The sequence below is a fragment of the Aromatoleum aromaticum EbN1 genome (assembly GCF_000025965.1).
Taxonomy (GTDB): domain Bacteria; phylum Pseudomonadota; class Gammaproteobacteria; order Burkholderiales; family Rhodocyclaceae; genus Aromatoleum; species Aromatoleum aromaticum.
The window spans coordinates 4,044,886-4,059,126 of sequence record NC_006513.1 but is presented as its reverse complement, the minus strand read 5'-3'; the positions used below and the strand labels follow the sequence as shown (position 1 = coordinate 4,059,126).

At 67.4% G+C, this 14,241-nt stretch carries 11 protein-coding genes; 2 read left to right on the top strand and 9 right to left on the bottom strand.

The genetic code is table 11. From position 1 onward, the window contains the following. Positions 1 to 236 precede the first annotated feature (236 nt). The 8 genes from minE to EBN1_RS19295 form a co-directional block, all read right to left on the bottom strand. Positions 237 to 503, bottom strand: a complete 267-nt coding sequence (minE, locus tag EBN1_RS19330) for a cell division topological specificity factor MinE (protein WP_011239676.1) — start codon at positions 501 to 503, stop codon at positions 237 to 239. A gap of 1 nt (position 504) precedes the next feature. Then, positions 505 to 1,320 (bottom strand): septum site-determining protein MinD, encoded by an 816-nt coding sequence (gene minD / locus EBN1_RS19325; RefSeq protein ID WP_011239675.1) that lies wholly within the window; start codon positions 1,318 to 1,320, stop codon positions 505 to 507. A 31-nt stretch (positions 1,321 to 1,351) separates the two neighbouring features. Then, the gene (minC, locus tag EBN1_RS19320) at positions 1,352 to 2,134 is read right to left on the bottom strand and encodes a septum site-determining protein MinC (protein ID WP_011239674.1); all 783 of its coding nucleotides are present in this window, start codon (positions 2,132 to 2,134) and stop codon (positions 1,352 to 1,354) included. Positions 2,135 to 2,277: 143 nt separating this feature from the next. Then, a complete protein-coding gene (hslO, locus tag EBN1_RS19315; protein WP_011239673.1) occupies positions 2,278 to 3,159 on the bottom strand; it encodes an Hsp33 family molecular chaperone HslO in 882 nt (293 codons plus the stop codon). Between the two features lie 31 nt (positions 3,160 to 3,190). Then, entirely contained in the window at positions 3,191 to 5,539 is a 2,349-nt protein-coding gene (locus tag EBN1_RS19310; protein WP_011239672.1) for a Tex family protein, read from the bottom strand. A gap of 118 nt (positions 5,540 to 5,657) precedes the next feature. Next, on the bottom strand, positions 5,658 to 6,506 hold the full coding sequence (locus EBN1_RS19305; RefSeq protein WP_011239671.1) for a D-hexose-6-phosphate mutarotase: 849 nt from the start codon (positions 6,504 to 6,506) through the stop codon (positions 5,658 to 5,660). 86 nt (positions 6,507 to 6,592) lie between these two features. Continuing rightward, on the bottom strand, positions 6,593 to 9,280 hold the full coding sequence (locus EBN1_RS19300; RefSeq protein ID WP_011239670.1) for a bifunctional acetate--CoA ligase family protein/GNAT family N-acetyltransferase: 2,688 nt from the start codon (positions 9,278 to 9,280) through the stop codon (positions 6,593 to 6,595). A 235-nt stretch (positions 9,281 to 9,515) separates the two neighbouring features. Further along, complete coding sequence (locus EBN1_RS19295) at positions 9,516 to 11,165, bottom strand: sensor histidine kinase (protein ID WP_162014371.1); 1,650 nt, start codon at positions 11,163 to 11,165, stop codon at positions 9,516 to 9,518. A 329-nt stretch (positions 11,166 to 11,494) separates the two neighbouring features. Here EBN1_RS19295 and EBN1_RS19290 point away from each other — a divergent pair, with 329 nt between their 5' ends. Then, complete coding sequence (locus EBN1_RS19290; RefSeq protein WP_011239668.1) at positions 11,495 to 12,061, top strand: class I SAM-dependent methyltransferase; 567 nt, start codon at positions 11,495 to 11,497, stop codon at positions 12,059 to 12,061. Here EBN1_RS19290 and mnmH read toward each other — a convergent pair. Continuing rightward, positions 12,030 to 13,124, bottom strand: coding sequence for a tRNA 2-selenouridine(34) synthase MnmH (gene mnmH / locus EBN1_RS19285; protein WP_011239667.1), 1,095 nt, complete (start codon positions 13,122 to 13,124; stop codon positions 12,030 to 12,032). The genes EBN1_RS19290 and mnmH overlap by 32 nt on opposite strands. Before the next feature lie 55 nt (positions 13,125 to 13,179). Between mnmH and selD the strand changes: the two genes are divergently transcribed. Beyond that, positions 13,180 to 14,220 (top strand): selenide, water dikinase SelD, encoded by a 1,041-nt coding sequence (gene selD, locus EBN1_RS19280; RefSeq protein ID WP_011239666.1) that lies wholly within the window; start codon positions 13,180 to 13,182, stop codon positions 14,218 to 14,220. Positions 14,221 to 14,241 lie beyond the last annotated feature (21 nt).

The following is a 14,241-nucleotide window of genomic DNA, read 5'->3' as shown; positions in this document are numbered from 1 at the left end:
GCAAGGGGCATAAAAGCAGTGATTGTGGCACGCGGACGTAGCGCGGGCAAATTGGCGCCGGGCACGCAGCGTGTCGAACGTGCTTCAGGGGACGATGCCGGCGACATTGTGTGCGACATCGCGATGTCGCTCAGGGTCGCCGGGCGGCACTGGGGCAACGTACGCGTTCCGGGGGCAGGTCGAGTCGCTGCTCGCGGCCTGACCCTTCGCCGCCGGCCCGGGCGTGAGGGTGAGAATCAGCGTCCCTGATTCTGCTCGGGAAGGACGATATTGACTTCCAGGACTTCGTAGTTGTTCTGCTTGTCGAGATGCACCTTGATGTCGTCCGAATTGACCGGGACGTACTTCGAGATGACCTCGATCAGCTCCCGCTGCAGGGCCGGCAGGAAGTCCACTTTCGGCACACCGTCGCCGCGCTCGTGGGCGATCAGCAGCGACAGGCGGTTCTTCGCGATCTCCGCGGTCTTCTTCTTCTCGCCGAAGAGGCGCGCAAGGAATGTCATTTCACTTGCCTCCGAAGAGGCGCTTGATCAGCCCCGGCTTTTCGTAGTTGACGAAGCGCAGCTCGCGTTCGTCGCCGAGGAAGCGGGCGACGACGTCGGAATAGGCTTCGGCAACGTCGCTGCCTTTCAGGTGGATCGCCGGTAGGCCCTGGTTGGACGCCTGCAGCACCGATTCCGATTCGGGGATGACGCCGATCAGCGGCACGCGCAGCAGCTCCTGGACGTCCTTGTACGACAGCATTTCGCCGTCGTCGACGCGCTTGGGCGAATAGCGCGTGACGAGCAGGTGTTCCTTGATCGGCTCGTCGCTCTCGGCGGCACGGCGCGACTTCGACTGCAGGATGCCGAGGATGCGGTCCGAGTCGCGCACTGACGAGACTTCCGGGTTCGTCGTGATGATCGCCTCGTCGGCGAACGTCAAGGCCAGCACGGCGCCGCGCTCGATGCCGGCGGGCGAATCGCAGACGACGTAGTCGAAGCCCATGTGCTCGAGTTCCTTCAGCACTTTCTCGACGCCTTCCTCGGTCAGCGCGTCCTTGTCGCGCGTCTGCGAAGCCGGTAGCACGAACAGGTTGTCGCAGTGCTTGTCCTTGATCAGCGCCTGGTTGAGCTTCGCTTCGCCGTTGATGACATTGATTAGGTCATACACGACGCGGCGCTCGCACCCCATGATCAGGTCGAGGTTGCGCAGGCCGACGTCGAAGTCGATCACCGCGGTCTTGAAGCCGCGCAGTGCGAGCCCGGAAGAAAATGCCGCGCTGGTGGTGGTCTTGCCCACGCCACCTTTGCCTGATGTCACGACGACGACTCGAGTCACGGTATACCCTTTTCTTAAGATGGAGCCGCGCTCAATCGAGCTGCAGCGGTTCGATGCCAAGCTTGTAGTCGGATTCGCTCGCGAGCAGCCGGACGAGCGCTGCACGCCCGGCGACCGCTTCCGGAATACCTTGTTCGAAAGTGCGGAAAATGCCGGCGATCGAGACGATCTCCGGGCCGAAGTTGGTCGATACGATGCGAGCCGAAGCGTCGCCCTGCGCCCCGGCGATCGCGCGTCCGCGCAGCGGGCCGTAGCAGTGGATACTGCCGTCGGCGATGACTTCGGCGCCGTTGCTCATCCCGGCGAACAGCACCAGGTCGCCGTCGCGAGCATAGACCTGTTGGCCCGAGCGCAGCGGACGGTCGACGAACAGGGTCGCCGCCCGGGGCTCCGGGGCGGGAGGCGGGGGGGCAGGGTGCGCTGCCGGGGCCGGGGCCGCGGCGGCGGAGCGCGGAGCGTCGGCCGTCCCGTTCTGGCGGTCGCGCAGCTCGGCGCCGTCGAGGATTGCCAGTCCTGTCTGACGCGCTGCCGCGGCAAGCTCCGGCGGGAGATTGCGCACGCCGATCGGCTGCAGCTGGTAACGGCGCAGCAGGCTCATCAGCCCGGTCCAGTCGATGCGCGCGGGCAGGTCGGCGAGATCGGCAAAATCGAGCACGACGGCATCGCCGCTGAAGAAATCCGGCATCCCGCCGAGCATCATGTGCAGCGCATCCGCGAGGCGGGCCGGTTCGGCCTCGCGCAGCACCGCGATGGTCGCGCCGAGGCTGGCGTTGCGGAACTCGATCGGGCGGATGGCAGGAGAGGACGCGGGCATGGGCGAGATGGGTGGCTGAAAGGCTGGGAGTCTACTGAGCGGCAGGGATTCGGGCAAGGCTGGCGGGATATGCCGGCCGCGCCCTCTGCAACACCTTCGCACAGGTCGCGCAGGGCTGCCGCGGCCCCTTGGAGAACACTTCGTCAGTGCAGGGTCGGCGGCGTGCCCGGTTCGGGATGCGAGGCGAAAAGGGCGTCGATCTCGGCGGGCTCGAAGCGGTAGTCGTGGTTCGACAGGTCGTCGCGCACGACCAGCTCGCCATGCTCCTCAATGATCCGCCTGACTTCCGCTTCGCCGAGGCTGCGCAGCATGCCGATGACCTTGTCGCGGTCGGCAGGCCAGTCGTGCGTCACCGGGCGGGCGTCGAACAGGCGGACGTTCTCTTCGGCGAACAGCCGCCCGAGCAGGGTTTCCGGCGCGAGCGTCAGCAGCTCGCCGGGCTGCACGGTCTGGGCCAGCAGGTGGGCGCGTGTCCAGCCGTCCTCGTCGCGCGTGTCGGCGCCGGGCAGCTTCTGCAGGAACAACGCGGCGGCGGCATCCTCGTTGCATGCGAGCCAGATGCCGGCGGGCTGCTGCTCGGACTGCATCAGGTAGTGTTCGAACGTCGCCGCGATGCTGTCGCCTTCGAGCGGCACGAGGCTGCGGTAAGGCTGGTCGAGCGCGGGGATGTCGAGCGTCAGCTGCAGGATGCCGTCGCCGATCAGATCCTTCAGGCCGCCGTCCGCAGGGATGTCGCCGTCGGTTGCGGCGAACGCGCGCAGGTTAAGCGTCTCGGTGCAGTCGACGACCAGCAGCCTGAGCGCCCGCTCGCCTTGGATCTGGAACGTCAGTCGGCCGGCCTGCTTCAGGTTTGCGGTGATCAGCGCGGACACGGCGCTCATTTCGCCGAGCAGGCGCGCCACTTCGGCAGGGTAGTCGCGCCCTTCCTGCAGCGCTTTCCAGACGTCGTCGAGACGCACCACCGCGCCACGGATGTCGAGGTCGTCGAGCAGGAAACCACGGACGTAGCTCGGATTGGGAGTCATGCACGAATTCCTGTTGTTGCGCATGCTCATTCTACTTGCGCAGCGCGCGAGCGAGCGCGTCGGCCATCGCGCCGCCGGCAGTGCCGCGTCCGTCGTTGCGTCCTTCGCTGCGACCGGCGCTGCGTCCCGTGTTCCGCTCCGGCCGCGCTCCGCCGCCGTGCCTGCCGCGCGTCCCGGTGTCGCTCGCGGCGGCGCCGGCGATGGCCGGCGGCTCGTCGCTCATGCGCATCGTCAGCGCGATGCGCTTGCGCGCCAGGTCGACCTCCAGCACTTTGACTTTCACGACCTGTCCGGCCTTGACGACGCTGTGCGGATCCTTGACGAAGCGGTCGGCGAGCGCCGAGATATGCACGAGCCCGTCCTGGTGCACGCCGACGTCGACGAACGCGCCGAAGTTCGTGACATTCGTCACCGTGCCTTCGAGCATCATCCCCGGGGCGAGATCCTTCAGCGTCTCGACCCCTTCGCGGAAAGTCGCGGTGCGGAATTCGGGGCGCGGGTCGCGGCCGGGTTTTTCCAGCTCCGCGAGAATGTCCAGGACTGTCGGCACGCCGAAGCGCTCGTCGGTGAATTCGGCCGGACGCAGCGTCTTGACGAACGCCGGGTTGCCCATCAGCTCGCGCACGCTCTTCGCGACGCGCGCGAGAATGCGCTCGACGACCGGGTACGCCTCGGGGTGCACCGCGGACGCATCGAGGGGGTTGTCGCCGCTCGGGATGCGCAGGAAGCCGGCCGCCAGCTCGAATGTCTTCGGCCCGAGGCGCGGCACGCCTTTGAGCGCATTGCGGCTGCGGAACGGGCCGTTCGCGTTGCGGTGTTCGACGATGTTGCCGGCCAGCGTCGCATTCAGCCCCGAAATGCGCGCGAGCAGCGCCGGCGACGCGGTATTCACATCGACGCCGACGGCGTTGACGCAATCTTCGACGACCGCGTCGAGGCTCTTCGCCAGCCGCGACTGGTTGACGTCGTGCTGGTACTGGCCGACGCCGATCGACTTCGGGTCGATCTTGACGAGCTCGGCGAGCGGATCCTGCAGGCGCCGCGCGATCGACACTGCGCCGCGCAGCGACACATCGAGATCCGGGAACTCGCGCGCCGCGAGTTCGGACGCGGAATACACCGACGCCCCGGCTTCGGACACCGTGACGCGCGTCAGCCGCAGCTGCGGGGCCGCCTCCATCAGGTCGGCGACGAGCTTGTCGGTGTCGCGCGACGCCGTGCCGTTGCCGATCGCGACGAGCTCGACGGCGTGCTTCTTCGCCAGCGCGGCGAGTGTCGCGAGCGACCCGTCGCGATCGCGGCGCGGCTCGAACGGGTAGATCGTCGCGGTGTCGACGAGCTTGCCGGTGGCGTCGATGACGGCGACCTTGACGCCGGTGCGGATGCCCGGATCGAGACCCATCGTCGTGCGCGCGCCGGCCGGCGCCGCGAGCAGCAGATCCTTCAGGTTGCGCGCGAAGACGCGGATCGCCTCTTCCTCGGCGCGCTCGCGCAGCGCGTTCATCAGCTCGAGTTCGAGGTGCAGCGAAATCTTCACGTTCCACGCCCAGCGCACCGTCTCGCGCAGCCACTTGTCGGCCGGCCGCCCCTGGTCGCGGATGCCGAAGCGGGCGGCGATGCGCCCTTCGCACGGGTGCGGCGCGTCCGGGTCCGGCTGGTCAACGGTCAGCGCGAGGCGCAGCACGCCTTCGTTGCGTCCGCGCAGGAGCGCCAGCGCGCGGTGCGACGGCAGTGCGGCGATCGGCTCGCGGAAGTCGAACCAGTCGCGGAACTTCGCGCCGTCGTTCTCCTTTCCTTCGACGACTCCCGAGCTCACCTGGCCGTGTTCCTGCAGCCACGTGCGCAGCGTGCCGAGCAGCTCGGCGTCTTCGGCGAAGCGCTCGATGAGGATCTGGCGCGCGCCGTCGAGCACGCTCTTCGTGTCGGCGAAGCCTGCATCGGCGTTCAGATAAGGCTGCGCTTCGCTTTCGGGCGCCAGCGTCGGGTCGCCGAGCAGCGCGAGCGCGAGTGGCTCGATGCCGGCTTCGCGCGCGATCTGCGCTTTCGTGCGGCGCTTTTGCTTGTACGGCAGGTACAGGTCCTCGAGGCGCTGCTTGGTGTCGGCGGTCGCGATCTGCGCGTGCAGCGCGTCGGTCAGCTTGCCCTGCTCGGTGATCGACGCCAACACGGTGGCGCGGCGGTCTTCGAGTTCGCGCAGGTAGCCGAGGCGTTCCTCGAGGGTGCGCAGCTGCGTGTCGTCGAGCCCGCCGGTGACTTCCTTGCGGTAGCGGGCGATGAAAGGCACGGTCGCGCCTTCGTCGAGCAGGGCGATCGCGGCGATGACCTGGCGGGGTTGCGCGGCGAGTTCGGTGGCGATGCGGTGTTCGATGGGCGGGAGCATGAGGGGATGGCCGTGAAGGCGGCAAGCGGCCGCCGGGCAAAGGACGCGATGGTGCAACAACCGGCCGCATCGCCGCAAGCGCTGCGCCAACGCTCCGTGGCCGCGGCGCTCGCCGCCGTTACAGCGCGATCAGGGTTTGCCGCCCGTACCACTGCTCGCCGGCGTCGAGCTCGATCCTGTGGCGCGCGGCTGCGGCTTCGACGCACAGCATGTGCCGGAATCCGTTGGCCGGCAGGTCGGGCATTTGCGCGCAGCGCTGTTCCCACGGGTTCCACACCACGACGTCCGGAAAACCTTCGACGTTGATGCCGAGGCTGCGCCCGCCGTCGCGCAGCAGCAACGGGCGCTGCACGTCGTGATAGACGCGGTCGGTCTCGGCTTCGACGACGAGCGCATCGCCGCTGTCGCGCTTGATGCGGTCGTTGTCCGCGGCGTCGCGGTATTCGTGGCCGTGCAGGCCTTCGAGACGGGCGTTCTCGACTTCGCCGACGCGCAGGTAGGTGTGCAGCGCGGCGGTGAACGCAAACGGCGCGTGGCCGGTGTTCCCGACTTCCAGCTCGACGCCGAGGCGCTCGCCTTCGATGATCACCGTGATCTCGGCGGAGAAGCGCTGCGGCCACGCTGCGTAGCTCGCATCGTCTTCGCTCGTCGTCAGCGTCACCAGCGCGAAGTCGTCGCCGCTGCGCTGCTCGCCGACGGTCCACCGCCGGGTGCGCACGAGGCCGTGCTTCGGCAGCCTGCCGAGCGCAGCGAACTGCGGAAAGCACACCGGAATGCCGCCGCGAATCGGCGTGCTGCCATCGTGGCGCGCCTGCGGACTGAGGTACAGCCACTCGCTGCCGCCGGCCGGTGTCCACGACAGCACCTGGGCGCCGAGCAGCGAGACGACCGCCTGCGCGCCGCCCGGCGTGCGCAGGACGAGCGCGGGTTGATCGTGGAAAGTGCGTGTTTCGATGGATGCGGTCATGAGCGGAAAAAGCGGGATCGGCCGCGGGAGAGCAGCGTTTTGGGGGTCAGTTCTGGGGGTCAGTCCTGGGGGTCAGTTCTGGGGGTTCAATCCTGCAGCGGCAGCACGCCGATCTTGACGGTGCTGTCTTCCGGATCGTTCGACAGCGTGAAGCCGAGCCCCTGCACGAACTTCAGCATCCGCTCGTTGTTCGCGAGGAAGACGCCGTTCATGTACATGATGCCTTTGTTGCGCGCGGTTTCGATCAGGATGCCCATCAGCTTGCGCGCGAGGCCGTGGCGTTGCCAGGCGTCGGCGACGACGATCGCGAATTCGCACGACTCACCGTCCGGATTCACCGCGTAGCGGCATACGCCGATCTCGATTTCCTTGCCGTCTTCCGGGATCGTCGCGAGGAACGCCATCTCGCGGTCGTAGTCGATCTGCGTCAGCCGCGCGACCATCGCCGGCGGCAGCTCGCGCATCGTGTTCATGAAGCGGTAATACTTCGTCTCGGCCGACAGCGTGCGCACGAACTCGACTTCGAGTTCGGCGTCTTCCGGCTTGATCGGCCGGATCGTGACCTCGACGCCGTCGAGAGTCGTCCACTTCGTGATGAGCTGCGACGGATACGGATGGATCGCCATGTGCGCGTAGCGATCGACCGACGGCGAGACGTTCTCGACCGTCACGCGCGCGTCGACGGCGACCGCGCCGTTCTCGTCGACGATCAGCGGATTGATCTCGAGCTCCGTGATCCACGGCAGTTCGCAGACCATCTCGGAGACGCGCAGCAGCACGAACTCCAGCGACTCCATCTTCACCGCTGGCATCGTGCGGAATTCGCCGAGCAGCACCGACACGCGTGACGACTTGATCAGGTCGCGCACGAGGTAGTGGTTCAGTGGCGGCAGCGCGATTTCCATGTCGCGGTTCGCGACCACGCGGTCGCCGCCTTCGCCGAAAGTGATCACCGGGCCGAACACCGCGTCGCGTTTGACGCCAACGACCAGTTCCCGGCCGTTGCGCTTGAGGATCATCGGCTCGATCGCGACGCCGTTGATCGTCGCTGTGGGCTTGTTCTTGCGCACTTCCTCGAGGATTTCCTGGTACGCCGTGCGCACCGCCGCGAGGCTGCCGAGATTGAGCCGCACGCCGCCTGAATCGGCTTTGTGGATGATCGACGGCGAGTCGATCTTCATCACCACCGGCAGGCCGATCTCCTGGGCGAGCACCATCGCCTCGGTCGCCGAACGCGCGACCACGGTCTGGGCGATCGGGATGCGGAACGCGGCGAGCAACGCCTTCGATTCCATCGAGTTGAGCACCTTGCGGCGCTCGGCCAGCGCGGTCTCGATGACCAGCCGCGCGCTCTCGACGCTCGGCGGATTGAGGTGCGACAGCGACGCCGGCGTCTGCATCAGCAGCTTCTGGTTGCGGTAGTACGCCGACAGGTGGCTGAACAGCTCGACCGCCGGCTCCGGGGTGCGGAAAGTCGGGATGCCGGCGGCTTCGAAAGTCTTGCGCCCGGTGCCGACCAGCTGCTCGCCCATCCAGCACGTCACGACCGGCTTGTCAGCGGTCTTCTCGAGCTCGACAACCGCCTCGGCGACCGCGGTCGGATCGGTGTTGGCCTGCGGCGTCAGCATCACCAGCACGCCGTCGACGTTCGGCCCTTCGAGCACCGCCTGGACGGCCTTGCGATAACGCTCGACGTCCGCGTCGCCGAGGACGTCCACCGGGTTGCCGTGCGACCATCCGGCCGGCAGCGCGGCATTGAGCTTTTCCATCGTGCCCTCCGAGAACTCGGAAAGCGGGATGCCGAGATCGGCCGCGCGGTCGGCCGCCATCACGCCCGGTCCGCCACCATTGGTGACGATCGCCAGGCGGTTGCCGCGCGGGCGGAAGTGCGAGAACAGCGCGTTGGCCGCGGCGAAGAGCTGCCCCATGTTGTACAGGCGGATGACGCCGGCCCGCCGCAGCGCGGCATCGAAGACCGCGTCGTTGCCGCTCATCGACCCCGAATGCGAGCGGATCGCCCGTGACACGTCCGGGTGGCGCCCGACCTTGATCAGCAGCACCGGCTTGACACGCGCCGCGCCGCGCAGCGCGCTCATGAAGCGGCGTGCGTCGCGGATGCCTTCGACATACATGATGATGCTCTCGGTGCGCGGGTCCGAGATCATGTATTCGAGCACTTCGCCGAAGTCGATGTCGCTCGACGAGCCGAGCGAGACGACTGCCGAGAAGCCGATGTTGTTCGGTTCGGCCCAGTCCAGAATCGACGTGCACAGCGCCCCCGACTGCGAGATCAGCCCGATCGTGCCCTTGATCGCGCTGACGTGTGCGAAAGTCGCGTTCAGGCCCAGCACCGGACGCATGATGCCGAGGCAGTTCGGGCCGAGCAGGCGAATGCGGTAGCGGCGTGCCGCTTCGACGACGTGGCGTTCGAGCAGCGCGCCGCGCGGGCCGGTCTCGGAGAATCCCGTCGACATGATGATGACCGCCTTCACGCCGGCGCGGCCGCAGCCCTCGACGATCGCCAGCACCCGGTCGGCGCGCACCGCAATGACCACGAGGTCGAGCCGGTGCGGCACGTCCTCGACGGACTTGTAGCACGGCACTCCCAGCACCGATTCGTGCTTCGGGTTGACGGCGAACAGCCGGCCGCGAAAACCCGCGTTCTGCATGTTGCGGATTACCACGTTGCCCAGCGATGTTTCACGCTGGCTCGCGCCGATCACGCCGACCGATTTGGGTTCGAGCAGGGGACTGAGGTAGTGCTTCTCTTTCATTTTTTATCGCCTGAATATACAGGGTCCGTAACCGCTGGCCATGGGTCGCGAAGCCATGGAAACCTTCGTTGGCCACGCTTCGGTGAGTACCGGAATTGCAGTCGTTACAGTCTGGTCGAATCTGAGCCGAGTGCAAGCTTACTGCAGTGCACCATGAACCATTGTGACATAAGTGGCAAGGCATTCCGATCGGGATTTTCCGCAATCCGGGTGGTCCATCGGACGGCGCGGGCGTTCAGCCGCCGAGCGTGAAATAGAAGCTCGCGCCCTCGTCAGGTTTCGATTTCGCCCAGATATGCCCGCCGTGGCGCTCGATGATGCGGCAGGTCGTCGCGAGGCCTATCCCGGAGCCCGGAAAATCGGTGCTGCGGTGCAGGCGATGAAAGGCGCGGAACAGGTTGCCGGCGAGCGTCATGTCGAAGCCGGCGCCGTCGTCCGTGATGCAGAACACGCGCTGGTCCAGATCCCGCCTGGCGGTCAGCGAGATGTGGGCGACCGGGTTGCGCGAAGAAAATTTCCACGCGTTGCCGAGCAGGTTCTGGAGCGCGCGCTGCATCAGTCCGCGGTCGGCAGTCACGATCAGGTCCCGCGTTATTTCCACTTCGACGCATCGCTCCGGCTCGCTCCGGCGCAGTTCGTCGATGACCTGGATCGCGAGTTCCGACAGATCGAAGGTTTCCTTCTGCAGCGAGTGGCGCGCCAGTTGGGCGAGCTTGATCAGGTCGTCGATGAGGTGCGACATGCGCATGCCGGCCTTGCGGATGCGCACGATGTGTTCCCGTGCGTCAGGATCGATGCGCTCGCCGAGTTCTTCCTCGAGGATGCGGGCGAACCCGTCGATCGCGCGCAGCGGCGCGCGCAGGTCGTGCGACACCGAATACGAAAACGCCTTGAGCTCGCGGTTCGCCGCTTCCAGCTCGACAGTGCGGGCGCGCACCCGGGCTTCGAGTTCCCGGTTGATGTTGCGCAGCGTCATCTCCGCGATCTTGCGCGCCGAAATGTCGAACAGCGTTCCCGCCAGGCCGCGCGGCGCCGTGTCGTCTTCGTCGCCGCGGTCCACGCGATGCGCAGTCGCCTCGACCCAGCGTATCTCGCCGTTTCGCGTCAGCAACCGCAATTGGGCGGTCCAGGCCGGGAGTTCCAGCCGGTGGATCAGCGATATCTGGTGCTCCGCCGCGGCGCGGTCGTCGGGGTGGAAGTGATCGATCAGCGCGCTGTCGAGGCTCTCCTCCAGGGTGTAGCCGGTGATCGTTTCCCAGCCACGGTTCAGGAACGTCAGCCGGCCCTTTTCATCGGTGCGGAAGAGGATCTCGTTGACCGACTCGATCAGCTCGCGATAGCGCACCTGGTTCTCGCGCAGCGACTGGTCGGACTCGACCCGCTGCGTGATGTCCCGCCCGATGCCGTGGTAGCCGGCGAAGTTTCCGTCGCGGTAGAGGGGGCGACCGACCAGTTCGAGATAGCGGCGCCTCCCGGTATTGTCGTGGCGGCACAGCGTCAGGTTCAGCGGTGCCTGCTGCGCAAGGCTCGCCTGGCATGCGTCCCTGTGCGCGAGGGCCTCCCCGGAGTCGAGTTCCCAAGGCGTGCGGCCGAGGAATTCGAGCGGGTCGATCCGCGAGTGCTCCTGCAGGCCCGCGGTGATGTGAACATAGCGGTGCTGCGCATCGGTCTTCCATTGCCAGTCCGACGACAGGTCGAGCAGTTCGACGAGTTCGGCGGAATCGAAGCCGGCGACGCCGGGCGCCTCGCGGGCCGCCGGCCGGCGCCGGAAAACATGCCAGGCGAACAGCGCGACGAGAACCAGGAGCAGGCCTGCGAGCGGCGCGACCAGCGGCAACGCGGAGGCGAACAGTGGCGGGTGGGCCAGCAGTGGGGAGGAAGTCATCAGCGCCGCCGCGAGTGCCGCACCGGCAAGTCGATGCGCCCACGCCTGAAAAGACTCATGAGACGTTTTCACAGCGTTTTCGTCGGAGTGAGTCGGGGTCGGAACCACGGGTGGCCCGCGCTTTTCAGGGGATCTTACCTGCCGGGGCGGGGACTCGGCGTGCCATTGCTCTGAATTGTTACGCATAAGCCGGACGGGCGGCCGAGTCGACTGCCCGAAACGGGTTGTGAACGCGCTACCGGCGTCGTCGCCGAAGAGGCCTCGTCATGCCTCGGGGGGCCGGCTAGAATCCATGCCGCCCGCACCGGAAAACGACACAAAGGAAACCGATGACAACCTTCCCTGATTCAGCCGTTGCCGATCCTTCGGCGTGGGTCGCGCGCTTTGCGCCACTGATCCCCGTCGGCGGCCGCGTGCTCGATTTCGCGTGCGGCCATGGCCGGCATGCGCGCTGGCTGGCCCGCCATGGATGGGAAGTCGAGGCGGTGGACCGGGACGTGGCGGCGCTGGCGACGTTCGCCGGCGAGCCGCGCGTCAGCGTCGCCCAGGCGGACCTCGAAAACGGGGACTGGCCTTACGGGACGGCGTGCTTCGACGCGATCGTCGTGACCAATTATCTCTACCGGCCGCGTCTCGGACTGCTGCTCGACTGCCTCGCCGCGGACGGCGTGCTGATTTACGAAACCTTCATGCTCGGCAACGAGCGCTTCGGCAGGCCCGCCAACCCCGAATTTCTGCTGCGCCCCGGCGAACTGCTCGAACGCCTCGCCGGCGATTACACGATCGTCGCCTTCGAGCAGGGCGAAGTCGCCCGGCCGCGGCCGGCGGTCGTGCAGCGCGTGTGCGCCGTCAAGGGGCAGGGCCTCACGGTGTTGCCGGATCGGCCACCCGAGTAAGCGCTTCGGGCTGCGCCGCGGCGGCAGCGAGTATGCGCCGTGCCAGCGCCTCGATCCCGGCCGGCGACAGGTCGTCGCTCGTGAAGATCGGCGCGCTCGGAAAGCGGGTGAAATTCCTGTTCTGCGAGCGGTGGTAGAGCGGATCGTAGTGCAGCTCGATGAACTCGGCGAAAAGCGTCGGCAGGTCGTGCGCCGCGGCAAGGGTCTTCCAGCGTTCCAGCGTCTCGTTGCTCTGCAGGCCCTTGAGGAAGTCGATTTTCTTCTGCAGGTCGGCGATGTCGTCGCCGAGGTACGCGTAGTCGCGCACGAGGAACTCGAGGCGCGCTTCGCGGCTGGCTTCGATCGCGACGCAAGGGCTCGCGCGCATCTGCCGGATCAGCGCCTCGGGCACCTGGATGCGGCCGATCTTGCGGCTTTCGGCCTCGACGAACACCGGCCGCGCCGGGTCGAGCGCGTGCAGGGTGCGGAACAGTTCGGTTTCGAACGATTTCTGCGTCGGCTGCGGACGGTCCGGCAGCGCGCCGAGCACGGAGCCCTTGTGCGCGGCGAGATGCTCGAGATCGAGCACCTGCGCGCCGAGCTTTGCCAGCGCGTCGAGGACGCGCGTCTTGGCGCTGCCCGTGGCCCCGCACACGACGCGCAGGTCGAAGCGCGCCGGGAGTTCTTCGAGTTCCGCGACCACCATCCGGCGCCACGTCTTGTAGCCGCCTTCGAGCTGGCACGCATCCCAGCCGATCAGCCGCAGCCAGGTGACGAACGCGCCGCTGCGCTGGCCGCCGCGCCAGCAATACACCAGCGGCCGCCAGTTCTTCGGTTTATCGTGGAAGCGGGTTTTCAGGTGATGCGCGATGTTCTCGGCGACCATCGCCGCGCCGATGCGCCGCGCCTCGAACGCGGACTGTTGCTTGTAGATCGTGCCGACGACGACACGCTGGGCGTTGTCGAGCACCGGGCAGCTGATCGCGCCGGGAATGCGGTCTTCGTCGAATTCGGCCGGGCTGCGGGCGTCGATGACCTCGTCAAAGGCGGACAGCTGTGCTACGGTCGCGATGCCTTTTTTCATGCGTTGTCGCGGTGCTCCGGCCTGCGCCGGGCAACCGTTTCTCCCCCTGGAATCCATGGATCAGATCAAACTCACGCAATTCTCCCACGGCGGCGGATGCGGCTGCAAAATCGCTCCCGCCGTGCTGTCGAAGCTGCTCGCGCACGCCCCGGCGGGCCTGGTCCCGCCGGATCTGCTGGTCGGCACCGAGACCGCCGACGACGCCGCGGTGTATCGCCTCAACGACCGCCAGGCGATCGTCGCGACGACCGACTTCTTCACGCCGATCGTCGACGACCCGTATGATTTCGGCCGCATCGCCGCGACCAACGCGCTGTCCGACGTCTACGCGATGGGCGGGCGCCCGATCATGGCGCTCGCGATCGTCGGCATGCCGATCGACAAGCTGCCGCCCGAAGTCATCGGCCGCATCCTCGAAGGCGGCGCGTCGGTGTGCCGCGACGCCGGCATCCCGATCGCCGGCGGGCATTCGATCGACGTCCTCGAACCGATCTACGGGCTCGTCGGCCTGGGCGTCGTCGACCCCGCCCAGGTCAAGACCAACGCCGGCGCGAAGGCCGGCGACGTGCTGATCCTGACCAAGCCGCTCGGCATCGGCATCCTGTCGGCCGGGCTCAAGAAAGGCCTGCTCGAAAAGGCCGACTATGCCGCAATGCTGCACTGGACGACGCTCCTGAACCGGGTCGGGATGCACCTGGCCGGCATGGCGGGCGTGCATGCGGTGACCGATGTCACCGGTTTCGGCCTGGCCGGGCACCTGCTCGAAATCTGCCGCGGCTCGAACCTCACGGCGAGCGTGTCGTTCGGCGAAGTGCCGACGATCGACGCGGCGCTGCGCCTCGTGCGCGACGGCATCGCGACGGGCGCCTCGACGCGCAACTGGGCGAGCTACGGCGAATCGATCCGCTTCGCGCCCGAAGCGCCGGAGTGGCAGCGCAAGCTCGTCACCGATCCGCAGACGAGCGGCGGGCTGCTGATCGCGTGCGCGCCCGACGCCGTGGACGAAGTGCTCGCGGCGATCCGCGCGGAGCAGGGCAGCGACGGCCGCGTCATCGGCCGGATGGAGGTGGGCGAACCGCTGCTGCGGATCGTTTGACGACGGCGACGCAGGCTGCGC